Below are 25,039 nucleotides of genomic sequence, written 5' to 3' on the forward strand. Positions count from 1 at the left end.
GATGAAAAAATTTAATTTTAAATGTACAATACTTTTAACAATGTTAATGGTATTAGGTTCTTGTTCAGATGATTTCTTAGATAAGAAACCAACTGAGTTTGTTGGAGTTGACGATGCAACTGCAACTACTGATAATTTATATACCTTATTAAATGGAATCCACCGTTCGCTTTATATACGTTATGAGCAACAAAGTGAAACAGGGATTGCTGGAGTTATGCAAGCGGTTGACATTGCTGGTGATGATATAGTATATCCTGTTACCAACGGATGGTTTTTAGGTTTTTACAACTGGACAAGTTTAAATAATCAAAATTCTCAAGATGTTCGTTTTCCTTACAGAACTTTTTATCAAATAAATAGAAATGCGAATACTATTATAAATGCTGTAGATGCAGCACAAGGCAGTGTTGCTGCAAAAAAAATGATAAAGGGTCAGGCTCTAGTGTATCGTGCATTTTCTCACTTTCAATTAGTGCAATTGTATGCTAAAAGATATGTAAAAGGGACTGTTAATTCTCAACTTGGTATTCCTATTATTTTAAAAGTTAACAACGATAAATTACCCCGCTCAACTGTTGAGGAAGTTTATTCTCAAATCAATAAAGATCTTGATGAAGCTATGGAATTGTTAGTAGGTTATTCTAAGCCAAATAATTCACATTTAGATTTAAGAGTTGCACAGGGACTAAAGGCTCGTGTTGCTTTAGTTCAAGGAAATTGGTCAGTTGCTGCTGATTTTGCAAACAAGGCTAGAACTGGTAAAAATTTAATGACAATTGCAGAGTATGGCTCTGGATTTAATAATTACAATAATCAAGAATGGATGTGGGGAAGTTATATAAATGAACTTCAAACAGAATCTTTTGCAAACTTTGGGGCATATATGTCTAGAAATTTCAGCTCTACAGTTATTCGTAGTTGTCCTAAAGCGATTAATAGCAAGTTGTATAATTTAATTCCAGCAACTGATGTTAGATCTACTATTTTTAGTAAAACTGGTGAACATCCAAATATTGTTTTAATATCATCTGCTAAAAAATTCCCGTTTACTAGTCAAAAGTTTCTTTCTGTTAGTACAGGAGATAGTAGATGTGATGTTCCTTACATGAGAGCTGCAGAAATGTTTTTGATTGAAGCAGAGGCAAAAGCAAATTTAGGAGCTCCAGATGCTGCTCAAGTTTTATTTAATTTAGTTTCTAAAAGAAACCCAGCTTATGTTTTATCAACTAAAACAGGAGTTGATTTATTAAATGAGATTTATTTCCAAAGACGAATTGAGCTTTGGGGAGAAGGGTTTAGATTTTTTGATTTAAAAAGAACTAATTCTCCTTTAGATAGAACCGGAGCTCAACATAATACAACTATTACTGCAGGTGTTATGTCAGTTCCTGCTGATGATAAGAGATGGCAATTAGTGTTTCCGTTGTCTGAAATTCAAGTTAATCCGTTAATAATACAAAATGAATTGTAACCAATCATTTTTAAATTTTAAGAAACAGCCTCTAATTTTGGAGGCTGTTTTTTATCTTAAACGCGATTGTAATATTCCGTCAAGCTAATGAGCGACGGATTATTCGCTATTTACGCTGTAAAATGACAAAAGTATAACTCAGAGTTGTAACTTGCTTTTGAAGTAACATGAAATAAACTAACGATTTATACAAAAAAGCGCCCTTGAAAACTTAAATTTCCAAGGGCGTTTTTGTATACTTTGAAAAGTTGTATCTTATTTTTTTGCCTTATCGTATAGCTTTTCTAAAGAAGGAAAAATAAAATCGGCCGTTTTTTGAATCGGATTAAAAAATAGTGATTTATCCAAGGTTTCTTTTTTAGCTAAGAAATTATGGTAATTGATTTTTTCGAAAATCGTCAAAAATACACTGATAATCAATACAAATTTCAGGACTCTAAACACGCCACCGCCCGCTTTGTTGATCCAGCCCAAATAGGCAAAATCCGCTAGGCCTGTAAAAAATTTACTAAGCATGTAGATACCAACCACCACTACGATGAAGGTCACTATAAAAGCTACTATCTGAATGGTATACGGATTCCATTTGACAACGCCTGAAATTATAGCGGCCATAAGTGCTGAGAACTTTACGGCTATATAAATTCCAATTAACAAAGAAACCAAAGAAGCTAATTCGGCAAAAAGTCCGTTTTGAACGCCTTTGAACAACGCATAGGCCAATAGACTACCAATTAAAAGATCAAAAAATGTCATGTTTTTAGGGTAAAAATTAAAAGTGCAAATATAAAAGAAATCGGCGATACCCTAACTCAATTTTCAAGTGCTTATCTTTGCCTAAAATAGTTAGTATTGAAAGGTAGTGTTGGTTATTCAATCCTAAATTTTAAATCCTAATTCCTAAATTTTAAAATAATGTCTAGAGATATACAACTAAAAGAACGCTGGGAACAACTCGTTACCCTTTTATCGGATCGATTTTCGCAAGGCGAAGATTTAGATTTGGATGCCATTATTTACCTGATCGGAGTACAAGAATTAGGTCAGGTACATCGTGAGTTTAAAAAAGACGAAAAAGTCAACTTAATGCACATTGCGATTTGTCGCTTATTAGAACCTTATGGTTTCTATGAGTTTGACTTTTTTGATGAAGAGGGTTGGCCACATTATAAAGTTAAAGAAGAATTACCGCCGTTAAAAGCCGGTGAACAAACCGTTTTGATGAAAGAGGCGATTGTAAATTATTTCGTAGAACGGGAGGTGATTGATTAGAAAATAGTGAAAAGTAATGAGTAATTAGTGATTAGCATTATTTAATTTTTTGGACTAATCACTAATTACTTTTCACTAATCACCAAAAAAAGCTAAATTTGCACCTCAATTATGGAATGAAAATGATAGATAAGATAAAAGAATACATTGCAGAAGCACAAGCGTTTTCTACTCAAGATGGTACTGAATTAGAAGCCTTCCGAATTAAATATTTAGGAAGCAAAGGGCTTTTGAAAGCATTATTTGCCGATTTTAAAAATGTTCCGAATGAGCAGAAAAAAGAATTTGGACAAGTCATTAACTTACTTAAAACAACAGCTGAGGATAAAGTAAAATCAATACAAGAAGGATTAGAAAATCAGCAAGAAAGCAAAGGTATTTATGGCGATTTGACTCGTACCGGAGAGCCTATTACAATTGGTTCACGTCACCCAATATCTTTAGTAAAAAATCAAATTATTGATATTTTTTCGACGATAGGATTCAATGTTTCTGAAGGTCCAGAAATTGAAGACGATTGGCATAATTTTACTGCCTTGAACTTGCCAGAATACCATCCGGCACGTGATATGCAAGATACTTTTTTCATTCAAACCAATCCTGATGTGTTGTTGCGTACGCATACTTCATCGGTGCAGGTGCGTTATATGGAAAACAATAAGCCACCTATTCGTACCATTTCGCCGGGTCGTGTTTTTCGTAACGAAGCTGTTTCGTCGCGTTCGCACTGTATCTTTCATCAAGTAGAAGGATTGTACATTGACAAGGATGTGTCTTTTGCCGACTTAAAACAAACGCTTTTGTATTTTACTAAGGAAATGTTCGGTAAGTCAAAAATCCGTCTTAGACCCTCTTATTTTCCGTTTACAGAGCCAAGTGCCGAAATAGATATTTATTGGGGTTTAAAAACTGAAACCGATTATCGTATTACCAAAGGTACGGGTTGGTTAGAAATCGGTGGTTGCGGAATGGTAGATCCAAATGTTTTGACCAATTGTGGCATCAATCCAGATGAGTACAACGGTTTTGCTTTCGGAATGGGAGTAGAGCGTATCGCTATGTTGTTGTACCAAATTGGTGATATCCGTATGTTTTATGAAAACGACGTGCGTTTCTTGGAGCAATTTAAATCTATAATTTAAAAATAACCCTTTCAGAGTTTTAAACTCTGAAAAGGTTCTGTTAAAAATGAAAAAAGACATCATCATACCTGTAGTAGAAAATGTATTTATTGCTGCCGTTCAAGAATGGAGTGACGACTTTATGGAAAAAGTGTGGTACGCCTACTTGGTAAACGATAGTGATTTTAATTTAGAAGGCATAATGGTCGTTTCTAAAGCTTTTGGAACGATTGATGGGGAAATGAAGAAGACTTCGCTTTTGCGTCATGCTTTCGTTGCAATACCAGCTGTTTCTGTTGTTAAAATAGAAATGATTGAGAAAAGTGTACTTACGCTCAATAACGAGTTTATGGTGACTTATTTTATTGATGGAACGTTGTATGATAAAAAATTCATTTTCAAAGCGAATAGCATTAATGAAACTGAAATGGAAGAAGTACCAATTCTTTTTGTAGATGGAGTAATTGTGAAATAATGTATTTGATAATTTAAAATGTAAAAGATGCCATTGAAACGCTCAGTGGCATTTTTTTTGTCCAAATTCTGAAATTTTTTTCCAATAAATGGACAGTTTTTCGATTCTTAACATTTTCAATCCCTTTAAAATCTTGATTTTTTAACTTAGGCATACCTATTGTACACGATTCAATATAAAATCATTCCCAAAGGAATTTTTATGTTTGTTGTATATTTAGTTAGTTATGTGTTTTTGTGAAAAAGGCAACTGTTGATATAACCGTTGCCTTTTTTTATTTAGCTATTTTTTTAGAATAAATTAGTCTAATTCTTCGGTAAGTTTTTTAAAGACCGCTTTGGCTTCTTTTCCTTCATACAGAATTTGATATACGGCATCTATAATTGGAGTTTTTGCGCCATATCCTTGGTTGAGTTTGTATGCACTTTTTACGGCATAATATCCTTCGGCTACCATGCTCATTTCCATCATGGCTGATTTTACAGTGTAACCTTTTCCAATCATGTTCCCAAACATTCTATTTCTAGAGAAGATAGAGTATCCTGTTACCAATAAGTCTCCTAAATAGGCAGAATCATTGATGTTGCGTTTCATTTTGTGAACTTTTTTGATGAATTTTTTCATTTCACGAATGGCGTTACTCATGATTACCGATTGAAAGTTATCGCCATAACCCAAACCGTGAGCAATACCAGCTGCTATTGAGTAAATGTTCTTAAGCATGGCTGCATATTCTGTGCCAATAATATCATCTGATATTTTGGCTTTTATATAATTTCCTGATAAATTTTCGGCTACTTTTTTTGCTTTATCTGGGTCACCACAAGCAATTGTTAGATAGGATAAACGTTCTAAAGCTACTTCTTCGGCGTGGCAAGGACCTGTAATTACGCCTATGTTGTAGTAAGGGATATCGTACTGAATGTGAAAATGCTCGCCAACAATCAAGCTAGTTTCAGGAACAATTCCTTTGATAGCCGAAAAGATGATTTTGTCTTTTAAAGGAACAGTTATTTTAGATAATTCTCCTTCTAAAAAAGCCGATGGAATGGCAAAAATTAAGTAGTCGGCATACTGTATAGCTTCATTGATATCCGATGTGAGAACGAGTTTGCTGGTGTCGAACTCAACCGAACTCAAGTAATTGGGATTGTGTTTGTAGCTTTTAAGGTGATCGATAGCGACTTCGTTTCGCATGTACCAGCAAATTTCTTTTTGGTTCACACATAACATTTTAGCAATAGCAGTTGCCCAACTTCCACCACCAATTACTGCAAATTTTAATTTATCGGCCATTTTTTTATTAAATTTCATCAAAAGTACTCAAAATACTAGTAATTACACAAATTAATTTTGTTTGCCCCCCATGTTGTTTAGTATTGACTACAGCTCAGATAGATCTTTTTTAAAATAAAAATTTTTTTATTTTTCACAATATATAGTTCGGATTTACGTTATAAATTACTGAAAATTAAGTTTATAATGAAAAAATTTTATTTTTGGTTTAGTTAGTTTTGTTTTTAGTTATTGAAAAAGGCGTTTTACGAATTGCAAAGCGCCTTTTTTTAGTATTAATAACTAGCGGTTACTATTTCTCTAACTTTCTCTAGTGTGATATTTTGTTTTTCTCCTAAAGCTTTCCATCCTCTTTCTTCAAAACGATTCGCGATGAAATTGGCCGTTTTCTCGAAATCTTTGGTGTATTCAGACAATTGGGTTTGCATCCCCATAATGTGAAAGAAATCAACTGTTTTGTGAATGGCCTCTTGAGCAATTTCGTCATCAGTTCCGGATAAATTAAATATGCGTTTGCCGTATTGAGCTAATTTTCCTTTTTTGGTTTCGAACATAACTTGGTACAAATGTGGACCAATAATAGCTAAAGTTCTAGCGTGATCTATGCCGAATAAGGCAGTTAATTCATGACCAATCATGTGGGTAGCCCAGTCGCTTGGTACTCCTTTTTGAATCAGTCCGTTGAGCGCCATGGTACAACTCCACATAAAGTTAGAAGCCAAAGCATAATCTGTTGGATGCTCTACTACTTTGGGACCAATTTCGATTAGGGTTTGCAAAATACTTTCGGCAATTCGATCTTGTAAAAAACCATCATGCGGATAGGTCAAGTATTGTTCTAGCACATGAGTGTAAGCATCTACAACCCCGTTTTGCAATTGTCTTTTTGGTAAAGAATGAATAACGGTGGGATCACAAACAGAAAATTTAGGAAACAAAGCGCTTCCTCCAAAAGACAGTTTTTCTTGTGTAGCTTCAATAGTTACTACAGCACCCGAATTCATTTCGGAACCGGTTGCTGGAATGGTTAATACCGTCCCAAAAGGAACAACTTTGCTTAGGTCTTTGATGAGTAATCTTTTCTGTAAAATATCCATCGGGTTGCCTTCAAAATGTGCCGCTGCCGACATGAATTTCACGCCATCAATTACACTTCCGCCACCCACGGCAAGGATGAAATCTATGTTTTGTTCTTTGATTACAGCTACAGCTTTCATTAGCGTTTCGTAATGAGGATTGGGCTCAATACCGCCAAATTCAACTACAGTACGATCTTGAAGGACAGCTTTTACTTGATCATAAATGCCGTTCTTGAAGATGCTTCCACCTCCGTAAGCAATCAAGATTTTGGCTTTTGCTGGAATCAAGTTTGCTATTTTTTCTATTTGTCCTTTTCCGAAAATTAAATTCGTAGGATTGTATAATTCGAAGTTTAACATAGTGTTTTTTTTTTAAATTAGATGCTAAGACACTAAGTTACTAGGAAGCTAAGTTTTTGAAAAAAATCAAATTTGTATTGCTTAAATCTTAGTAACTAGGTGACTCAGAAACTTAGAAACTTCTTTTTACTTTTTTGAATGCAATTGCGCCAATAATTTTTCGGCAACTAATTTTGATGATGCTGGGTTTTGTCCTGTTATTAGGTAACCATCTTCTACAGCATACGATTGCCAATCGCCAGCTTTACTATAAGAACCACCATTTTTTTGCAACATATCTTCCACCAAAAAAGGTACAACATTGGTCAAACCCACGGCTGCTTCTTCAGAGTTAGTAAATCCAGTTACTTTTTTACCTTTAACCAAAAAATCTCCATTTATCTTAACATTTTTCAAAGCTGCTGGCGCATGACATACGAAGGCAACCGGTTTGTTTTGTGTGTAAAAAGTGGCGATTATCTCTGCTGAAGTTTTATCCTCGGCTAAATCCCATAACGGACCGTGTCCTCCTGGAAAAAAAACCGCATCGTAATCTGATGGATTAACTTCTGTTAATTTTTTCGTGTTTTTGAGTTTTGCTAACAATGCGGTATCGGCATCAAAACGTTTGGTGTCCTCGGTAGCCGATGCTGGATCAGCACTTTTAGGATCGATTGGGGGTTGTCCTCCTAGTGGAGTAGCAATATCGATTTGAATTCCTTTATCGGCAAGAGCATAATAGGGAGCAGCAAACTCTTCTGTCCAAAATCCTGTTTTTTCTCCTGTGTTACCTAATTGATCGTGGCTGGTAACCACAAATAATACTTTTTTCATCTTTTTATTTTGTTTTTGTGCAGTTGCTACAAAGCAGCTTAAGGTTAATAATAGAATCGCAAATAAGTTCGTTTTTTTCATCGTATGTTTTAATTTGAGAGTGCAAATTTATAGCGAATATGGTATTAGTAAAAATAATTTAAATTATGTTTGTGATAAATATATTTATAGCATGGTTAACTTAGAATGGTATCGCACTTTTAAATCGGTTTACAAAAACGGAAATTTTTCTCTGGCGGCAAAGGAGTTGTTTATTAGTCAGCCCGCAGTTAGTCAGCAAATTGCGATGTTAGAGGCGCATGTAGGGTACACGCTATTCAACCGTAAATCAAAAGGGGTTGAACCTACGGAATACGCAAAGTTACTCAATAACTTAATCATTGATGCTTTGGATCGCTTAGAAAATGTAGAAAATGGTTTTCGAGCTAAAGCCTTTAATGCGAATCGGTTACTTTCGATTGGGGTTTCCAAACATTTGATGAGTTGTTTTGGCGCATCATTAGTGGCAAAATTTGATTTTATTGACTTCACTTTTGGTACCAATGAGGAGTTGTTTAATTTAGTAAATTCAAAAAAACTCGATTTTGCCATAGTAACCAAACAGTATGATACTTTTGATACCCTTCAGCAAAAAGTAGGAGCCATCAAACAAATTGTGGTAGCTACACCAGATATTCAAATTCAAGAACTCAACGCTAAAATAATAGCAGAAGATTGGACAGCAGTTGAGAATTGGTTGAATGAGCAGCGTTGGTACAGTCATGATTCTGGGATTCCTCACATCAAGTTGTTTTGGTTGCACGTGTTCAATAAAAAACGACCGGCAATTGTAGCGAATTATATTATCCCATCCGAAAACGAAATGCTATCGATAATGGCTCAAAACACGGGAGTAACGATTGTCTGGGATTGCAATGCCAAAACAAAAATTCAGAATAATGAATTACAACTGGTTTGGGATAGTCCCAAAATGCCCGAAACGACTGTTTTTTTGTTATCAGGTAAAAATGATCATTTAACTACGATTACTCAAGAAGTAGCTTCGGTTTTAAAAGAGGTTTTGTGGTGATTATTTCTTATAAAAATTATTGTGATCCAAATATTCCCAAACATCGTGAGGTAATAAAGGACGAATATTTTTGCCGGTTTTAATGTTATCGCGAATAAAAGTCGCTGAAATTTCTACCACAGGAGCATCTATAACATTAATTTTTGGATGGTCAGAAAAGGCCAAATTCTCGGGACCTGAATTGACTCTTGGATAGACATAAATGGAATGGTGTTCTAGTATTGCTTCATAGTTTTTCCATTTGTGCAAGGATTTTAAGTTGTCTTCGCCCATGATTAAAGCAAACTCGTGTTCCGGATGTTTTTCCTGTAAATGGACTAACGTATTAATCGTATAATTGGGTTGTGGTAATTTAAATTCAATGTCCGAAGGTTTGATTTTAGGATAGGAAGCCGTAGCCAAATGCACCATGTGTAACCGATGATAATCATCGAGCAAAGTACTTTTCTTTTTTAGTGGATTATGAGGCGTTACGATCATCCAAATTTGATCCAAATCAGTATGCTCTGCCATATGATTGGCAATAATCAAATGTCCCACATGAATGGGATTAAAAGTACCGAAATATAGTCCGATTTTCATTTAACTTAGTAACTAGTGATTAGTAAAAAGTAATTAGTTTTTGAGGGTTTTCGAAAAAGCATTAATCATTTTAGATTCTTCCTCTATTTGACTTAAAATTTCTGTGTACAAAGTATTGTTTGTTATAAAACCTAGTTCATTAGCAATTAGTAGCTGAGTTTCAATTTCGAATAGTGAGCCTTTTGAAATATCTAAAAAATGACTAAATGATTTAGCTGTATTTCTTACATAACCTTCAGCAATATTAGAAGGAATAGATACTGAAGCTCTTTTTAACTGACTTGTTAGAGCATATAATTCTTCTTGAGGAAATGATTTTACTAACTGATAAACTAAACAGACTATTTTAATGCCTTTTTGCCAAATCATTAAATCTTTATATGATTTTATTTCACCCATTTCAAGCTAATTACTTTTTACTATGTACTAATCACTATTTAGAAACAAAATCCTTCACCAATTGATGAGCTTCTTCTAGTGCTACAGGTAGATCATAATTTTTGATAATTACATCAAATTGTGGAGCAGTGGCCAATTCAACTGAAGCTTTGGCAATGCGCATGTTGATTTTGTCATCGCTTTCGGTTGAGCGTTCTTTGAGTCGTCGTTTCAATTCATCCACACTTGGTGGTTTGACGAAAACAGCCAAGGTTTCTTCTGGGAATTTATGTTTGATTCGCAATCCGCCAGCTACATCAATATCAAAAATCACATTTTTGCCTAAAGCCCAAATGCGTTCTACTTCGCTTTTTAGTGTGCCATAGAAATTATCTCTATAGACTTCTTCCCATTCAACAAACTCTTCTGCTTTGATGTGTTTTTTGAATTGTTCCAATGACATAAAATAGTAATCTTTGCCATCTACTTCTTCCCCACGGGGTAAACGCGTTGCCGCCGAAATAGAAAATTCTAAATTCAAATCTTCTTTTCCTAATAAATGCTTAACGATGGTAGTTTTTCCTGATCCCGATGGTGCCGAGAATACGATTAATTTTCCTTTTTTCATCCCCTCCTAGCCTCCCCAAAGGGGAGGGATTTTTAAGTTAATTTATGATTAATAGCCTCCTATATAGTTCCCCTTTCGGGGGTTAAGGGGATTACAATACATTCAGTACCTGCTCTTTAATTTTCTCCAATTCATCTTTCATTTGAACGACTAATTTTTGCATTTGAGCATGATTGGATTTGGAACCCATGGTGTTGATTTCTCTTCCCATTTCTTGCGTAATAAAGCCTAGTTTTCGTCCATTGGCTTCGGTTCCTTTGATGGTGTCTAGGAAATAATCCAAATGGTTGGTTAAACGGACTTTTTCTTCGGTGATATCTAGCTTTTCTAAATAATAAATGAGCTCTTGTTCAAAACGATTTTCGTCTACATTTACTTGTAATTCAGCAATAGCAGTTTGCAAACGATCTTTGATGGCTTGCACGCGTTCTGGGTCTAAGGCCAAGGCTTCGTTCATGTATTGACGAATATTTCCGATACGCAATTGGAATTCTTTTTCTAGCGATTCCCCTTCGTCTTTCCTAAAATTCAATATATTTTGCAAGGCTTCTTCGATCACGGTTTGGATTTGAATCCAATCATTTTCGTCGATTTCTTCGCGTTCTATTTTCATGGTATCGGGCATGCGAATGGCCATTTTCATCAATTCGGTTTCCTCCACATGCGCATATACTTCACGTAGTTGATTCATATAGGCTTTTACAATCGGAACATTTACTCGAGTCGAGGTTTGTTCTGCTGTACTTTCGATATAAATGGAGAAATCAACTTTTCCTCTTTCGAGTTTAGAAGCAATTTGATTACGCAATCCCAATTCCATTTCGCGGTATAAAGAAGGCATTCTGACGTTTAAGTCTAAACCCTTACTGTTGAGGGATTTTACTTCAATTGTTATTTTTTTGGTTGGTAATTGTAGTGTTGCTTTACCGAAACCGGTCATGGATTGTATCATAATATGTTCTAAAAGTCTGTAAATATAAGGAAAGTAATTAGTACTTCGTAAATAGTGTAATACTGCTCTTGCAAATTACGTATGCTGTTTTGCTGTTTTTTGAGTGACTAAATAAACGCCTGCAAAAATTAATAGGGCCGCTCCTATTTTTACCCAGCTCAATTCGTCTTTCCCTAAGCCAATAGCGAAAATCGTAGCAAATAGCGGTTGTAAATAAATAAATACAGCTACAGTGGTGGGTTTTAATTCTTTCATAGAAAGTAAATTTAATAAATAGGTAATGAATGTCGAAATCACCACCACAAAACTTATTTTCCAGAAAATGGCAACAGGAACCAAAGTCCAATTTACGCTACTAAATTCGTTCCAGCCAAAAGGGAGTACCATCAAGAAACCAAAAAGATAAATCCATTTTACAAACGTGAAGGCATGGTAAGTGTGCATTAATTTTTTTACAATAATTAAGTAAAAACCATACGAAATGGCATTCACCAATACTAAAAAATTACCCAATCCGGCATTTGAAGCATTGCCAATAGATTTGCCATAAAGAATTAAGAAAGTAGTTCCTAGTAATCCCAATATAATTCCTAAAACCATTCTTTTTTTCATACGCTCTTTCATCAATAGAGCAGATAAAACAAGCACAATCATTGGTGTTGAAACCATGATTACAGCTGCCGAAATGGGAGAAGTAAGACTTAATCCTTTAAAAAAAGTAAGCATATTAAAAGCCACTCCAAAAAATGCAGCGGCTATGATTCTTGGAAAATCATTTAAGGCGATTTTTTCTTTGGGCATAAAAAGCCAAGTGCCCCAAAATAGCATCATTGATCCGCCTACTCGCAGTAAGATGAATCCAAAGGCATCAATATAAACAGGCATGACGTCTTTGGCGATGGTAAAAGTAACGCCGTAGATAATCGAAACAATTGTGGCGCCCAATAAGGCAAGATTTCTTTTAGACATGTGCTAAGGCTAAATGAACTTGATGCATGTTTTGCTGACTATTTCCGATATAAATTTTGTCATTGATGATAAATACCGGTCGGCTCAAAAAGGTATAATGCTCCAAAATGTATTTTTTAAAATCGTCTTCGGTAAGCGATTGATTTTTTAAATTCATCGATTTATACAATTGGGCTTTTTTGCTGAACAAGGCTTCATAGCTTCCAGAAAGACGGCGCATCTCCTCTAATTCTTCTGTAGTTATTGGGTTTTGCTTGATGTCGTGAAAAGCCAAATTATGATTTTCTGGCAATGATTTTATAATTTTTCTGCAAGTATCACAAGAAGCTAAATAGTATATTTTGTTCATTTGGGTTGCTTTTATTGGTACAAAGAAAATTCATTTACACCGAAAATGAGTATTTTTATCCAAAAAATAAAAAAAATGAATGCACTATTTGAATTAACTGCAACAAGCCGAAAAATGGCAGCTTCTTTTCTGGAAAAATATTCTTTGGAGCAATTGAATACTATTCCTGAGGGTTTTTCTAATACAATATTTTGGAACATTGCTCATATTGTGGTGACGCAACAGTTATTAGTTTATAAATTATCGGGTTTACCTATGCAGGTTGCTGATGAATTGGTAGAAAAATACCGAAAAGGATCCAAACCAGAACAAGATGCTACACAAGAAGAAGTTGACTTGATTAAGAGTTTGCTTTTTTCAACCGTAGAGCAAATGAAAAGCGACTACAATAATAAGGTTTTTCAAAATTTTACTGAATACCCAACCTCTACAGGTTTTACATTGCATTCTGTTGAAGAAGCAATCCAATTCAACAATTTCCATGAAGGTTTACATATTGGAATCTTAATGAGTCTTCGTAAGTTTGTTTAAAACACGATGCAAATAGAAAAAGTGCTTCGAAATCAAATCCAATTTCGAAGCACTTTTTTATTTCAAAATAAGGTAATTTTTTAGAGAAGCATAAGGAATAAAAAGGGTTTTAGGCCCTTCTACATATGCAGCGGCTTCGTATTGATTGTAGTGAAACAAAAGGCCGTCGTTGGTGAAAATAATATTTTTGGGTAATTGAAAAGTTTCATCTTCAAATAGATAACCAGTTTGGTTAATGCTTCCTTTTTGCGGAATTTGATATTTGACGCGAAATTTCTTTTCAACCATTTTTTTTAGTTCCACTAAGTTTTGAAATAGCTTATCGATAGGAATCGTTTTCCCAGTTTTTGGATCAAAGAGTAAGGATTGTAGGCCTTCATATCCGTGAGCGCCACCCGTAAATGTATAATGATCTATTTCGATATTGATTAGATTTTCGGATTGGTATTTTATGGTTCCCTCGATGTTAGCCTCCCAACCAAAAGTGCTATCTGGGAATGCTTCTTTTGTGGTTTCAAAGGTTTGTATAAAGGATGAAACTAGCGCTTCATAATCTTCTTTTGTTAATGGTTTTTCATCCAAATACACCAATTCTTTTACAATTGAAAATATTTTTTTATTGATACTATCTGCCACGCGACCGTTACTTTTAGCGATGGGAATTGTTACTTTAATTTCGGTACAATTTTGTTTACAAAGGAGGGTGCTTTTTTTATTGAACTTTTTGTTTTCAAAGTTCAATTCATTCGAACAACTGCTCAACACGATGAGCAACAGTAGGCTTTGGATGTATCGTTTCATAACTCAAAAAATGTAATGAGATACAAAGGTAGCCTAGTGTAATGTTGCTTTATCAATATTTAACGGTAAATTTGCATTTATAAGCAACAGTCATTTTAAAATTTAAATCAATGAAATTCAATACAAAAGTAATTCACGGAGGACAGCATCATGACGCTAGTACTGGAGCGGTAATGCCGCCAGTTTATCAAACGTCTACGTTTGTACAAACGAGTCCTGGACAACCCTTGCACCCTGATTATGAATATAGCCGAGCGGCAAATCCAACAAGAACAGCGCTAGAAAATGCTTTGGCAAGTATTGAAAATGGAACTAGAGGTTTAGCCTTTTCGTCTGGTTTAGCTGCAACGGATTGTATTTTGCGTTCATTCAAAGCAGGCGATGAGATTATCGCTATGGATGATTTATACGGAGGAACGTATCGAATGTTTACCAGAATTTATAAAGATTCGGGAATCAAGTTTCACTTTGTAGATATGAATGATTTGGATAAATTCCAATCTTTAATCAACGAAAATACGAAGTTGGTTTGGGTTGAAACGCCTACGAATCCCTTAATGAAATTGGCAGATATTGCTGCAATTGCTCAAATAACAAAAGCAAACAATATTCTTTTTGCGGTAGACAATACTTTTGCTACACCCTATTTGCAAAAACCTCTTGACTTGGGCGCTGATATTGTCATGCACTCAGCGACCAAATATTTAGGAGGTCATTCGGATGTGATTGCTGGGGCTTTGATTGTAAAAGATGAAGCATTAGGCAATCAGTTGCACTTTCAACAATTTGCCACTGGTGCCACGTTGGGACCTATGGATAGTTTTTTGGTTTTGCGTGGAATAAAAACGTTGCACCTTAGAGTACAAAGACATTGTGAGAACGGTGAGAAAGTGGTAGCATTTCTAAATACACATCCTAAAATCAAAAAAGTATACTATCCAGGGTTGCCAGAGCATCCGTTTCATGACATTGCCAAAAAGCAAATGAGTGGATTTGGTGGGATGGTTTCGTTTACGTTTACCTCAGGAAACAAAGAAGATGCGATTGCTTTTTTGGAAAAGCTGAAAGTGTTTACTTTGGCAGAGTCGTTAGGTGGTGTTGAATCTTTGGCGAACCATCCAGCGTTGATGACTCACGCTTCTATTCCAGAAGATAAACGAAAAGAAGTGGGTATTACCGATGATCTAGTTCGATTGAGTGTAGGTGTTGAGGACGCCGCCGACTTGATTGCCGACTTAGAACAAGCTTTGGCCTAGAATATGATAATTTATGTAAAAGAAAAGGGCTCAACATTTTTAATTGAGCCCTTTTACTTTTTTCACCCGCGAAGGATTATATGTCTAAGTATTGAATGTATCCAATGTTGAACCAAACCATCCAATCATTGGCTTTATTCTCTTTGTAAATTTGTTTATTAGGATTAAGTCCATCCACCCAGTCCGAAGTAAAATATTGAAAACGCATGTCTACCAGTAAGTCGCTCATTGAAGTTAGCTTATACCTACTACCTATGCCGGCAATCACAGATAAAACAGTTTTGCTTTCAGTCGAAAACCCATGAGGTCTTCCGTCAGAAGGAGTTAAGTATTTTGGGATTGTAGTCATCGAAGTTCCTAAAGGCCCCATTGTAGAGGTAGCTTCAGAGCTATAAAAACTATATAAAAGACCCAAACTAGCATACGGGCTAAATGTGCCAATACTATTTTCGAAATCATGAATTTTAATGGGGTGAAATTCACCCTGTACTCCTAGATTTAATACACTAGAAGAGCCTCTCATGGCTCTAAGTTGTTCTTTTCCCAGCGAATTATTGGATTGATCTACCCATGTTCCAAAATGTCTAAAGTTGGTCGAACTATAAGATAATTCAGAGCGAACTTTAAAATGCTCATTAAAGTAGTTGTCATTATAAGCTTTTGTTGAAAAGTTAAGGTAGTGAACCAAACCAATACCAAATCCAGTATTACCTGCATTAGTGTCAAAATCATGGCGTTCGCCATAATCGGACTGAAATGCTACTGGTCCAACTGTAACACCTATTTCATGTGCTACATTGAATTGGGCGTGAGAAATATTGACAACAAAAAGTAATGCGATTATTGTTAAAACTATTTTTTTGAACATTTGATAACCTAATAATATATATTGCGCGCAAATATACGAAAAACAAATTACACCAAAGTTGCATTAATGTTAAACCAATTATTATTAAACAAAATTGAATTTTGTTACAAATACTATAACGTTTTCGTAAAAACCATACTGTTATGTTGCTATTTCTTTGTAATTGGTTAAATAAAAGATAATTTTTCTTTTTTTTATAAACAAATAGGTCAAATTTATTGTTTTAGCCTATATTTGTAATCATTAACAGTACGTTTTTAACGTTTTATAATTATTATAATTATGTCACAAAGTATAACTAATTTTATCGATTCGGTAACTAAAAAAAATCCGAACGAAACAGAATTTTTGCAAGCAGTACTAGAAGTTGCCGAGACGGTAATTCCTTTCATCGAACAAAATAAAAAATACCAAAACAAAATGCTTTTAGAGCGCATGGTTGAACCTGAGCGCGTGATCATGTTTAGAGTGACTTGGATTGATGATCAAGGTCAAACACAAGTAAATCGTGGATATCGCATCCAGATGAACTCTGCCATTGGACCATACAAAGGGGGATTGCGTTTTCATCCTTCAGTAAACTTAAGTATTTTGAAATTCTTAGCTTTCGAACAAACCTTCAAAAATAGTTTGACTACTTTGCCAATGGGTGGAGGTAAAGGTGGTTCTGATTTTGATCCAAAAGGAAAATCGGATAACGAAATCATGAAATTTTGTCAAAGTTTTATGATTGAATTGGCTAAACATATTGGTGCTGATACTGACGTTCCGGCTGGAGATATTGGTGTTGGTGGTAGAGAAGTAGGCTATTTATTTGGACAATACAAAAGATTAAGAAACGAGTTTACAGGTGTTTTAACTGGAAAAGGAATTTCTTTCGGAGGATCATTAATCCGTCCTGAGGCAACTGGTTATGGAACGGTATACTTTGCACAAAGTATGTTGAAAACCAAAGGTGATTCTTTTGAAGGTAAAACAGTCGTTATTTCAGGTTCAGGTAACGTTGCGCAGTATGCTGCTCAAAAAGCAACTCAATTAGGTGGTAAAGTGGTTACTTTATCTGATTCTGCGGGTTATATTTATGATGCTGACGGAATCGATGCTGAAAAATTAGCTTTCGTAATGGAATTGAAAAACGAATTACGTGGAAGAATTAGCGAATATGTAGCAAAATATCCAAATGCCAAATACGTTGCAGGTAAACGCCCTTGGGAAGTAAAATGTGATATCGCTTTGCCTTGTGCTACTCAAAATGAGTTGAACGGAGAAGAAGCGGCTCTTTTATTAGCTAACGGATGTATTGCTGTGGCCGAAGGAGCTAATATGCCTTCTACTCCAGAAGCTGTGATCGCTTTCCATAATGCCAAAATATTGTTTGCGCCAGGAAAAGCGTCTAATGCAGGTGGTGTTGCGACTTCAGGTTTAGAAATGTCTCAAAACTCTTTGCGTTTAAGCTGGACTTCTGAAGAGGTAGATGAAAAATTATACAATATCATGTTGAATATTCATGCTTCTTGTGTACAATACGGTACAGATGAAACTGGATATGTTGATTATGTGAAAGGTGCTAATATTGCTGGATTTGTTAAGGTAGCTGATGCTATGTTAGCTCAAGGAGTAGTATAGTAGTAGTAAGTTAATTATTGAAGGCCTTCTTCTGGAAACAGAAGAAGGCTTTTTTTATTCGTCTAGAACAAAAAGCAAAAACTTCCGTTTGTACTATATTTGTAATTCATTTGAATAAAACTCATGAGAGGAATAGTCGTGTTTTTTTGTTTATTAGCTATGAACAATGTTTTTTCCCAAAAACAATTGTCTTGGCAAGGGTATTTTTCTTATAACGAAATCAAAGATGTAGCGCAATCCAATTCCAATATTTTTGCTGCTGCAGAGAATGCTTTGTTTTCAAAAAACACGCTTTTAAACACATTAAAAACGACCACAACTATCGACGGTCTTTCTGGGTTGACGATATCTGCACTGTATCATAGCGTCGCTTTCAATAAGACAATTGTGGGTTATGAAAATGGTCTTTTACTTGTAATAAACGAAAAGGATGGAGCTATTTTAAAGGTGGTCGATATTATCAATAAACAATTGCCTGCCAATATCAAAAAAATCAATCACTTTATGGAATATCAAGGAATTCTTTATGTTTCTTGTGATTTTGGTATTGTACAATTCAATTTGAATACGCAACTTTTTGGAGATACGTACTTTATGGGCGACTTTGGAAAGGAGATTTCAGTAAAGCAAACGGCTGTTTTTGAAGGAAATATTTATGCTGCCACCGAAAATGGAATTCGTCGTGCAGCTATTACAAATCCAAACTTGATTGATTATCAGCAATGGACAACGCTTTTGTCTGATAATTGGTCGGGAATTACTGCTTTTGGCACCGATTTGTATGCTTCAACGACAAATGGTGCAATTTATAAGTATGGACTCAATTCATTCACTCTTGTTCAAAGTTTTGGCTCGCCTATAGTCGATTTACGTTCTGATGCAAACAATTTATTGGTTACTACTCCTAGCCAAATTTCGGTATTTGGGTTAGGATTTCTTTTGATAAAACAAATAACGAGTAATCAGATTTTGGATAAAAATCCCATTTTTACTTGTGCCGCCATTGTAAATGCCAATTTATTTTTGGGAACCAAAGAAAATGGTTTATTTGCAACGACACTATCTGTTGGCGCACCAATAGTCGATAATACACCTCCAGGACCACTCAGAAATGCCATTTTTTCATTTCAAGTTAGTCCAACGGCACTTTGGGCGGTATATGGTGGCTATACAGGCGATTATAATCCTTATTCTTATAACAACAGTGGTCCTAATTTATATGGCATTAGCCGACTCAATGCTCAGGGTTGGTCATCTATTGCTGCAAATAATGTTTTGGGAGCCAAATCCATTTCGAGAGTAACAATTAATCCAAATGACGAGACTAAAGTTTATGCGAGTTCTTTTTTTTCAGGTTTATTGCGTATAGAAAACGAAGTGCCAAATTTGTTGTACAATCAAACCAATTCAGGCTTAGAATCGATTGCTTTTTTAGGGCCAACTTACATAGACATTCGTATTAACGGAACCGCTTTTGATAAAACTGGGAATCTTTGGGTAACCAATTCACGAATCGAAAATGGCTTAAAAGTGTTGAGAAGTAATGGACAATGGCAAAGTTATTCCTTGAATACTATCGCCGAAAAAAGTATCGATGTGAGTATGGGAAGAATGGTCATCGATAAAAACAGTACCAAGTGGATCGCCTCTAATACCGATGGAGTACTTGCTTTTAATGAAAATAGTACGGCTACATTTAAGAAGATTACTTTTGGAGCTGATAAAGGAAACTTGCCTACAACAGATGTTCGAGCTTTGGCTATAGATACTAACAATCAGCTCTGGATTGGCACCACCAAAGGCCTTAGGGTGTTATCGAGTGTGAATAATTTTCAAAATACCACGGCACTCACTACCAAACCCATTATCATTCTAGAAGATGAGGTGGCTCAGGAATTATTGTATGAACAATTTATAAACGCCATTGTAGTAGATGGAGCCAATAATAAATGGGTAGGAACAGCAGATTCAGGTGTTTTTTTATTGTCATCCAATGGGCAAAAAACACTCTATCATTTCACGACTAATAATTCGCCATTACCAAGTAATACTATAAATGATATTGGGATCAATGCAGTTACCGGCGAAGTTTATATTGCTACCGCCAAAGGGATGATTTCGTTTAAAGGAGTAGCTACAGGGGCTAGTGATTCTTTGAATAATGTTTATGTTTATCCAAATCCGGTGCGTCCAGGATTTAGCGGAACCGTAAAAATCGCCGGACTTTTGGATCGTGCCAATGTAAAAATAACGGATATTGAAGGCAATTTGGTTCACGAAGCAATTTCGGAAGGAGGAACTATCGAATGGGATACTACAGCCTTTGGAAAATACAAAGTAGCTTCGGGGGTTTATATGATTTTTATTTCTGCCGAAGACGGAGTCGAAACCAAGGTGAAGAAAGTGATGATTATTAGATAAAAATTCCAAAACCGAAAACCGATAACTAAAAACCGTTAGCCGTTAACCGATACCCGAAAACTCATGTTGGTAAAAACCAAAGCGATCGTCATTTCTACTTTAAAATTTCAAGAAAAAAGCTTGATTGTGAAGTGTTTTACGCAATCTCATGGTCTAAAATCCTATTTTGTTAGAGACGCATTTTCTGGAAAGAAGAACAATCAAAAAATCGCTTATTTTCAGCCGTTATCGATCTTGGAAATCGAAGCGGTACATAAGAATAAAGGGACGTTAGAGCATTTTAAAGAAATCAAAACAGCTATTCCGTTTCAAACCATTCCTTTGGATATTGTAAAAAGTACTATGGTGTTGTTTCTTTCCGAAATTTTGCATCATGCGATTCATGAAGAAGAAAAAAACGATGATTTGTTTCAGTACCTCGAAGCGGCGTTGCAATGGCTGGACACACATCATGAAAACAGTAATTTTCATTTGATTTTAATGTTGGAAATCACAAAATTTTTAGGTTTTTATCCAGACACTACTGATCAAGATTTACCTTTTTTTGAAATGAACGAAGGGGTTTTTTCTTTATTTCAGGCGATGAGTTCTTTGTCTGAACATCAATCCAATTTGCTCAAAAAATTGATTGCTTTGAAATTTGATTCAGATCAAAAAGTGTTTCATGTTACAGAACGTCAGGTTTTACTCAAGATTCTAATCGATTATTACAGTTTTCATTTACAAGGTTTTAAAAAGCCAAAGTCCTTAGAAATTTTAAAAGAAATTTTTTCTTAAGCTTAATTTATATCTATATATTCGCTTGTGATCTTTTAGTCACATTACATCCCTAATTTATTAATCACAAAAAATTAAAATGAAGAAAATTACGTATTCAATTATCTTGCTTTTATTCGTTTGTTTTTCGGCGATTTCGCAAAGAAAACACGATGAAATAATTACCACAGATAATCCCGTCCAAGATTTAGTGCAAAATGAAATTACTGGTATTGTTGTTTTTAAAGAAGGCGGTACCGTAAAGGGTGTGGACCCGGAAACAAAAAAAATTATTTGGACACTTACTAAAGATGATTTTGGCAGTGTATCTGTAGGAGATATCATGAAAGATCCAGATTTTGGTAATGTTTTTAAAGATAAAAAGGCATTAACAAGCGTTGGTGGAAGCCCTTATGTTGAGGCCTACATCAATAACAAGTACATTATTATAAATACTGATACAGGTAAAATTGTATACAACTCATCTAAAGAATCGTTTTGGGTAATGCAATCTGATTTTATCCCCGAAACGGATGAATACTTACTAACTTTAAAGAAGGACGGAGATATGGCCATCGCTCTTTTGGATATGAAAACGGGCGAGTTAAAATGGAATACTTCTGTTGATAAAGCGAAATCATTATTTAGTTTTTCTTTAAAAGAATCAGCCAATACTAATATAGCCAAAATAAATGGTGCTGTAATTTATTATCTTTTGTACGGAAAATTATATTCATTTGACAGAAACACAGGTAAATTGAACTGGAAAGCAGATGACGAAGAATATACGAAATTCTTTCTAACACAAAATGATAAAAACATTGTAGTAGTTAATAGCCAAGGTATTTTCTCAACCAAAGAATATTTGAATGTGTTAAGTACTGATACTGGTAAGAGTATTTGGAAAGAGTCAATTAAAACCAAAAAAGTAGTTTATCTCGAAGATTGGGGATCAAAATTATTAATTGCTCATTTCAGCGGTTTTAATTTCTATGACTTAAAAACAGGAGAAAAAATATGGAAGAAAGATGCTCGTGGGGATGGTTTGAAACGAGTAATCCCAATTGATCAAGATTTTCTTTATGTAGCCGAAAACGAAATGATGTTAATCAATAAAGATGGCGAAAAATTATGGAAGAAATTTATTGAAATTTCAGATGACAAAGAGGATCCTATTTATTATTTAGGAAAAGTGGGTGAAAAAGTAATGTATCTTACAGGAACCTACGGTAATATGGTGGATTACAAATCCGGAAAAAAATTATGGAAACGTAACATCGAATTTGATAAAAATCGTCCTGTTTTGCCAACATTTGAAGAAGCAAGTAATTCTTATTTAGTATATAACGACGAAAAGTTATACAAGTTTAATCCAACCATTGATGATAAACCAGAGCCATTTGCAAAAGTGAACATCAAAAATGAAAAAGAGTTAAATAGCATCGAATTGTTTCCTTGGGGAGTGGTTCTTTCTGGACCTGTTGAGGTTATGGGAGTTAATATGGATGGAACTGTAAAATACCACCTTACTTACAGTCAGCCTGGCGAAGGAGGAAGACGTTTATTAAAAAGCACAGCCATAGTTGGAAGTGCATTTATGGCTGGAGCATCAGCAGTAAGTGCATTTAAAGGTAGTGAATTAACAATGGAGACTCGTGATGAAAACGGAAACAGACAAACGACAACAGTTCGTGAAAGAAACAAAACGAATATGGCTCAAGCTGAAGGATATGCTGCAGGTGCTGCTGCATTAGGTATGGTTGCTGAGAAGTTTGGCTCTCGTTTTAATGCAATGAAACAAAACAGAGATTTTTCTTATATTTTTGCTAAAACGCCAACAGGAGAAAAAATGCTTGTAAAAGTTAGAAAAATCGACGGTGTGGAATTGGACAAGATCACTTTTAATAACAACCGCCCTCAATATGAAATTGACCCAGCTACGCAAAATATTTTTTACGTTTCTGATAATTCAATTCAAATTTTTAATAAAAAATAAAAATTCAAAGGCCATCAGGAAATTAATCTGATGGCTTTTTTTTACCTATGAAAAAAAAATTAGTCTTTATGTTTTTGCTTGTAATTGTTTCAATTCAAGCGCAAGAAAAAATAAGCTCAAAGAAGAAAAAATTCTATATACCAACTATTCAATATTCTCAATTTCCTATTCTTGATAATGTGTTGACGCAAACTACTTTTTATCAAATGGATAGGGAGTTGATTCAAGAAGAACTTGTTTTAAAGAAAAATTATTTTAATATTAATGGCTTTATCAAAGACCCAGCCAACGGAAAATTAAAGATTTATTTGACCATTGCATTGCCAAAATTTACTGCTACCAAAATAGATAGTACATTTGATACAAAGCAAAAAAAATGGAAATATGCCATCTCTTCTAATTATGATGTAAGGATAAAAGTTGAAGCTAAATGTGCCGATAAACTTTTGTTATCAGAAGATTTTAATACAATAGAGCCTTATGTTGTTGGGACTGAATATCAAAAAAGCAATCTTAAGGAAGCTTTTGCCAATACTAGTAAGGCAAACCTAGACGCCGCAAGGAAAGTTGATTATAATATAGAAGATTTAGGAATTGATAAAGTGATTTATCAGTCAGTAGATAAAATTCAGAATTATCTTAATTATAAATTTGGATATAGTAAAGGCGAATCCAAAGAAAAATTTGAATTTGTGACCTCCAAAGATCATCCAGAATACAAGCAGATGCTTGATTTTGAAAATGAAATTTCTGCTCAAATGCAGAAAGTAACGTTCGAAAAAGGATTAGATGAGAAAACATTACTACCTCATTTAAATTACTTGGAGAGTTTGTTAACCAAGTATCCTCCTTTGCCAACTAACGAATACATCAGATTTATTGTTCTTAATAACTTGGCACAAACTTATTTTTTACTCGAAAACAAGGAAAAAGCATTGTTATTTGCTAATTTACTTATTGAAAACGATAAATTAGATTCAAGAGGATCTACAATTATAAATCGAGTTAAGAATGCTTTTTTTGTAGATAAAATGATCAGAAGTCATACTAATCGTTTTGTAGATCTTAAAAAATTAGGGCTTAAAATTGCTGAAGAAAAGGAAGAAATGAGACTTGCTTTCTTTGAAAAAATTGAACAACAAGATGCCGATTGGGAAATTGAAAAAGCCAATAGAGAAGCGGCTCTAATGAAGTCTAAAACCCAAAGATTTAACATGCTTGACTCTATTCCTTATCAGTCTAAGCCAGATTTGTTGGCTAAAGTTATTGCTAGTTTAGGAGGATCTCAAGCGTTAAAAAGTATCGAAAAAGCTCATATGTTATCCAAACTTTTCATTGAAGGTAACAGAGTTTCTCAAACAGAAGAAAAATGGGCAACGACCTCAAATTATCTTTTGAAGAAAAAGATGCCTGAAAATTATTATGAAATAGTAAATGGCCCAGAAGCATGGAGTCACGATGATCGTGAAAGCGGAGTTAATGCAAAATGGGCAAAGCAGACTTCGTATGGTTACAATATGTTAGCTAAAAATCTTGATTTGATTAATTTTATTTCTGATCTTCGACTTGATGTATGGAACGATTTTGAGCTTTTAGGAGACGAGATGGTCGAAGGGAAACTATGTTACCATTTGAACTACTTTGAAAAAACATTAAATTCAGCCAATAGAACGATTCCAAAAACGGACCATCATTTGTTTATCGATAAAACCAACCATTCCATAGTTGCTTCAGAAAAAACAGAATATGACAATGGAAATAAAAGTTTTTTTGAAAGAAAACTATTCTTGGATTATCGCCCTGTTTTAGCCTTGAACTCAGGTAATCTGCCGTTTAAAGTTGTCTATGAAATTGAAGATTTTAATGGAGAAACAGTATATCAAGAATGGAGAGAAAAAATTGATATTAATCCTGTTTTTGGCAATCGAATATTTATTAAAGAAGTTTATTTTGGTGGATTTAAATAG

Annotated in this window: 24 protein-coding genes; 12 read left to right on the top strand and 12 right to left on the bottom strand. The window is 34.6% G+C overall.

The genetic code is table 11. The annotated features are described in order from the left end of the window. The first annotated feature begins 1 nt into the window (after position 1). Positions 2–1,474 (top strand): RagB/SusD family nutrient uptake outer membrane protein, encoded by a 1,473-nt coding sequence (locus FLB_RS11190; protein WP_064716102.1) that lies wholly within the window; start codon positions 2–4, stop codon positions 1,472–1,474. A 255-nt stretch (positions 1,475–1,729) separates the two neighbouring features. Here FLB_RS11190 and FLB_RS11195 read toward each other — a convergent pair whose 3' ends face one another. Continuing rightward, positions 1,730–2,230 (bottom strand): CvpA family protein, encoded by a 501-nt coding sequence (locus tag FLB_RS11195; RefSeq protein ID WP_064716036.1) that lies wholly within the window; start codon positions 2,228–2,230, stop codon positions 1,730–1,732. Positions 2,231–2,389: 159 nt separating this feature from the next. Here FLB_RS11195 and FLB_RS11200 point away from each other — a divergent pair, with 159 nt between their 5' ends. The 3 genes from FLB_RS11200 to FLB_RS11210 all read left to right on the top strand — a co-directional run bounded on the left by FLB_RS11200 (position 2,390) and on the right by FLB_RS11210 (position 4,342). Then, positions 2,390–2,746 (top strand): hypothetical protein, encoded by a 357-nt coding sequence (locus FLB_RS11200; protein ID WP_064716037.1) that lies wholly within the window; start codon positions 2,390–2,392, stop codon positions 2,744–2,746. 122 nt (positions 2,747–2,868) lie between these two features. Further along, positions 2,869–3,888 (top strand): phenylalanine--tRNA ligase subunit alpha, encoded by a 1,020-nt coding sequence (gene pheS, locus FLB_RS11205; RefSeq protein WP_064716038.1) that lies wholly within the window; start codon positions 2,869–2,871, stop codon positions 3,886–3,888. Between the two features lie 46 nt (positions 3,889–3,934). Beyond that, positions 3,935–4,342 carry a hypothetical protein gene (locus FLB_RS11210; RefSeq protein WP_064716039.1) on the top strand — a complete coding sequence of 136 codons (408 nt, stop codon included), beginning with the start codon at positions 3,935–3,937 and terminating at the stop codon, positions 4,340–4,342. A 300-nt stretch (positions 4,343–4,642) separates the two neighbouring features. Here the strand turns inward: FLB_RS11210 and FLB_RS11215 are convergent, their stop codons facing one another. The 3 genes from FLB_RS11215 to FLB_RS11225 form a co-directional block, all read right to left on the bottom strand. Next, positions 4,643–5,638 (bottom strand): NAD(P)H-dependent glycerol-3-phosphate dehydrogenase, encoded by a 996-nt coding sequence (locus tag FLB_RS11215; protein ID WP_064716103.1) that lies wholly within the window; start codon positions 5,636–5,638, stop codon positions 4,643–4,645. A 275-nt stretch (positions 5,639–5,913) separates the two neighbouring features. Then, complete coding sequence (locus FLB_RS11220) at positions 5,914–7,077, bottom strand: iron-containing alcohol dehydrogenase (RefSeq protein WP_064716040.1); 1,164 nt, start codon at positions 7,075–7,077, stop codon at positions 5,914–5,916. Positions 7,078–7,203: 126 nt separating this feature from the next. Further along, positions 7,204–7,971, bottom strand: coding sequence for a type 1 glutamine amidotransferase domain-containing protein (locus FLB_RS11225; RefSeq protein WP_064716041.1), 768 nt, complete (start codon positions 7,969–7,971; stop codon positions 7,204–7,206). A gap of 91 nt (positions 7,972–8,062) precedes the next feature. Here FLB_RS11225 and FLB_RS11230 point away from each other — a divergent pair, with 91 nt between their 5' ends. Then, the gene (locus tag FLB_RS11230; RefSeq protein ID WP_064716104.1) at positions 8,063–8,959 is read left to right on the top strand and encodes a LysR family transcriptional regulator; all 897 of its coding nucleotides are present in this window, start codon (positions 8,063–8,065) and stop codon (positions 8,957–8,959) included. On the opposite strand, the gene nadD is transcribed toward FLB_RS11230, so the two are convergent. From nadD to FLB_RS11260, 6 genes are all read right to left on the bottom strand, one after another. Continuing rightward, positions 8,960–9,541: a nicotinate (nicotinamide) nucleotide adenylyltransferase gene (gene nadD / locus FLB_RS11235; protein ID WP_064716042.1), complete on the bottom strand. Its 582-nt coding sequence runs from the start codon at positions 9,539–9,541 to the stop codon at positions 8,960–8,962. A 33-nt stretch (positions 9,542–9,574) separates the two neighbouring features. Next, positions 9,575–9,940: a four helix bundle protein gene (locus FLB_RS11240; RefSeq protein ID WP_064716043.1), complete on the bottom strand. Its 366-nt coding sequence runs from the start codon at positions 9,938–9,940 to the stop codon at positions 9,575–9,577. 34 nt (positions 9,941–9,974) lie between these two features. Further along, positions 9,975–10,547 (bottom strand): guanylate kinase, encoded by a 573-nt coding sequence (gmk, locus tag FLB_RS11245; RefSeq protein ID WP_064716044.1) that lies wholly within the window; start codon positions 10,545–10,547, stop codon positions 9,975–9,977. A gap of 91 nt (positions 10,548–10,638) precedes the next feature. After that, positions 10,639–11,499 (bottom strand): YicC/YloC family endoribonuclease, encoded by an 861-nt coding sequence (locus FLB_RS11250; RefSeq protein ID WP_064716045.1) that lies wholly within the window; start codon positions 11,497–11,499, stop codon positions 10,639–10,641. 75 nt (positions 11,500–11,574) lie between these two features. Next, positions 11,575–12,468 carry a DMT family transporter gene (locus tag FLB_RS11255; protein ID WP_064716046.1) on the bottom strand — a complete coding sequence of 298 codons (894 nt, stop codon included), beginning with the start codon at positions 12,466–12,468 and terminating at the stop codon, positions 11,575–11,577. Further along, positions 12,461–12,817, bottom strand: a complete 357-nt coding sequence (locus FLB_RS11260; RefSeq protein WP_064716047.1) for an arsenate reductase family protein — start codon at positions 12,815–12,817, stop codon at positions 12,461–12,463. Before FLB_RS11260 ends, FLB_RS11255 begins: the two co-directional genes overlap by 8 nt. A gap of 75 nt (positions 12,818–12,892) precedes the next feature. On the opposite strand from FLB_RS11260, the gene FLB_RS11265 reads away from it, so the two are divergent. Then, positions 12,893–13,348 (top strand): DinB family protein, encoded by a 456-nt coding sequence (locus tag FLB_RS11265; RefSeq protein WP_064716105.1) that lies wholly within the window; start codon positions 12,893–12,895, stop codon positions 13,346–13,348. A 57-nt stretch (positions 13,349–13,405) separates the two neighbouring features. Here FLB_RS11265 and FLB_RS11270 read toward each other — a convergent pair whose 3' ends face one another. Further along, positions 13,406–14,149 carry a DUF3298 and DUF4163 domain-containing protein gene (locus tag FLB_RS11270; RefSeq protein ID WP_064716048.1) on the bottom strand — a complete coding sequence of 248 codons (744 nt, stop codon included), beginning with the start codon at positions 14,147–14,149 and terminating at the stop codon, positions 13,406–13,408. A gap of 110 nt (positions 14,150–14,259) precedes the next feature. Here FLB_RS11270 and FLB_RS11275 point away from each other — a divergent pair, with 110 nt between their 5' ends. Beyond that, on the top strand, positions 14,260–15,405 hold the full coding sequence (locus FLB_RS11275) for a cystathionine gamma-synthase (protein ID WP_064716049.1): 1,146 nt from the start codon (positions 14,260–14,262) through the stop codon (positions 15,403–15,405). A gap of 76 nt (positions 15,406–15,481) precedes the next feature. On the opposite strand, the gene FLB_RS11280 is transcribed toward FLB_RS11275, so the two are convergent. Further along, the gene (locus FLB_RS11280; protein ID WP_064716050.1) at positions 15,482–16,273 is read right to left on the bottom strand and encodes a THC0290_0291 family protein; all 792 of its coding nucleotides are present in this window, start codon (positions 16,271–16,273) and stop codon (positions 15,482–15,484) included. Between the two features lie 282 nt (positions 16,274–16,555). Here FLB_RS11280 and gdhA point away from each other — a divergent pair, with 282 nt between their 5' ends. The 5 genes from gdhA (at position 16,556) to FLB_RS11305 (ending at position 25,039) form a co-directional block, all read left to right on the top strand. Next, positions 16,556–17,899, top strand: a complete 1,344-nt coding sequence (gene gdhA, locus FLB_RS11285) for an NADP-specific glutamate dehydrogenase (RefSeq protein ID WP_064716051.1) — start codon at positions 16,556–16,558, stop codon at positions 17,897–17,899. A gap of 123 nt (positions 17,900–18,022) precedes the next feature. Next, complete coding sequence (locus FLB_RS11290) at positions 18,023–20,320, top strand: two-component regulator propeller domain-containing protein (RefSeq protein WP_064716052.1); 2,298 nt, start codon at positions 18,023–18,025, stop codon at positions 20,318–20,320. A 63-nt stretch (positions 20,321–20,383) separates the two neighbouring features. Continuing rightward, a complete protein-coding gene (recO, locus tag FLB_RS11295) occupies positions 20,384–21,097 on the top strand; it encodes a DNA repair protein RecO (protein ID WP_064716053.1) in 714 nt (237 codons plus the stop codon). A 79-nt stretch (positions 21,098–21,176) separates the two neighbouring features. After that, positions 21,177–23,072, top strand: coding sequence for a PQQ-binding-like beta-propeller repeat protein (locus FLB_RS11300; protein WP_064716054.1), 1,896 nt, complete (start codon positions 21,177–21,179; stop codon positions 23,070–23,072). Positions 23,073–23,119: 47 nt separating this feature from the next. Beyond that, on the top strand, positions 23,120–25,039 hold the full coding sequence (locus tag FLB_RS11305; protein WP_064716055.1) for a hypothetical protein: 1,920 nt from the start codon (positions 23,120–23,122) through the stop codon (positions 25,037–25,039).

The organism is Flavobacterium succinicans (assembly GCF_001662485.1).
Classification (GTDB): domain Bacteria; phylum Bacteroidota; class Bacteroidia; order Flavobacteriales; family Flavobacteriaceae; genus Flavobacterium; species Flavobacterium succinicans_A.

Coding starts and splice junctions, on each gene's coding strand:
- FLB_RS11255 (WP_064716046.1), bottom strand. CDS start 12,468: ATGTCTAAAAGAAATCTTGCCTTATTGGGCGCCACAATTGTTTCGATT.
- FLB_RS11230 (WP_064716104.1), top strand. CDS start 8,063: ATGGTTAACTTAGAATGGTATCGCACTTTTAAATCGGTTTACAAAAAC.
- gmk (WP_064716044.1), bottom strand. CDS start 10,547: ATGAAAAAAGGAAAATTAATCGTATTCTCGGCACCATCGGGATCAGGA.
- FLB_RS11210 (WP_064716039.1), top strand. CDS start 3,935: ATGAAAAAAGACATCATCATACCTGTAGTAGAAAATGTATTTATTGCT.
- FLB_RS11280 (WP_064716050.1), bottom strand. CDS start 16,273: ATGTTCAAAAAAATAGTTTTAACAATAATCGCATTACTTTTTGTTGTC.
- gdhA (WP_064716051.1), top strand. CDS start 16,556: ATGTCACAAAGTATAACTAATTTTATCGATTCGGTAACTAAAAAAAAT.
- FLB_RS11240 (WP_064716043.1), bottom strand. CDS start 9,940: ATGGGTGAAATAAAATCATATAAAGATTTAATGATTTGGCAAAAAGGC.
- recO (WP_064716053.1), top strand. CDS start 20,384: ATGTTGGTAAAAACCAAAGCGATCGTCATTTCTACTTTAAAATTTCAA.
- FLB_RS11225 (WP_064716041.1), bottom strand. CDS start 7,971: ATGAAAAAAACGAACTTATTTGCGATTCTATTATTAACCTTAAGCTGC.
- nadD (WP_064716042.1), bottom strand. CDS start 9,541: ATGAAAATCGGACTATATTTCGGTACTTTTAATCCCATTCATGTGGGA.
- FLB_RS11265 (WP_064716105.1), top strand. CDS start 12,893: ATGAATGCACTATTTGAATTAACTGCAACAAGCCGAAAAATGGCAGCT.
- FLB_RS11260 (WP_064716047.1), bottom strand. CDS start 12,817: ATGAACAAAATATACTATTTAGCTTCTTGTGATACTTGCAGAAAAATT.
- FLB_RS11270 (WP_064716048.1), bottom strand. CDS start 14,149: ATGAAACGATACATCCAAAGCCTACTGTTGCTCATCGTGTTGAGCAGT.
- FLB_RS11200 (WP_064716037.1), top strand. CDS start 2,390: ATGTCTAGAGATATACAACTAAAAGAACGCTGGGAACAACTCGTTACC.
- FLB_RS11195 (WP_064716036.1), bottom strand. CDS start 2,230: ATGACATTTTTTGATCTTTTAATTGGTAGTCTATTGGCCTATGCGTTG.
- FLB_RS11290 (WP_064716052.1), top strand. CDS start 18,023: ATGAGAGGAATAGTCGTGTTTTTTTGTTTATTAGCTATGAACAATGTT.
- pheS (WP_064716038.1), top strand. CDS start 2,869: ATGATAGATAAGATAAAAGAATACATTGCAGAAGCACAAGCGTTTTCT.
- FLB_RS11275 (WP_064716049.1), top strand. CDS start 14,260: ATGAAATTCAATACAAAAGTAATTCACGGAGGACAGCATCATGACGCT.
- FLB_RS11190 (WP_064716102.1), top strand. CDS start 2: ATGAAAAAATTTAATTTTAAATGTACAATACTTTTAACAATGTTAATG.
- FLB_RS11250 (WP_064716045.1), bottom strand. CDS start 11,499: ATGATACAATCCATGACCGGTTTCGGTAAAGCAACACTACAATTACCA.
- FLB_RS11305 (WP_064716055.1), top strand. CDS start 23,120: ATGAAAAAAAAATTAGTCTTTATGTTTTTGCTTGTAATTGTTTCAATT.
- FLB_RS11300 (WP_064716054.1), top strand. CDS start 21,177: ATGAAGAAAATTACGTATTCAATTATCTTGCTTTTATTCGTTTGTTTT.
- FLB_RS11220 (WP_064716040.1), bottom strand. CDS start 7,077: ATGTTAAACTTCGAATTATACAATCCTACGAATTTAATTTTCGGAAAA.
- FLB_RS11215 (WP_064716103.1), bottom strand. CDS start 5,638: ATGGCCGATAAATTAAAATTTGCAGTAATTGGTGGTGGAAGTTGGGCA.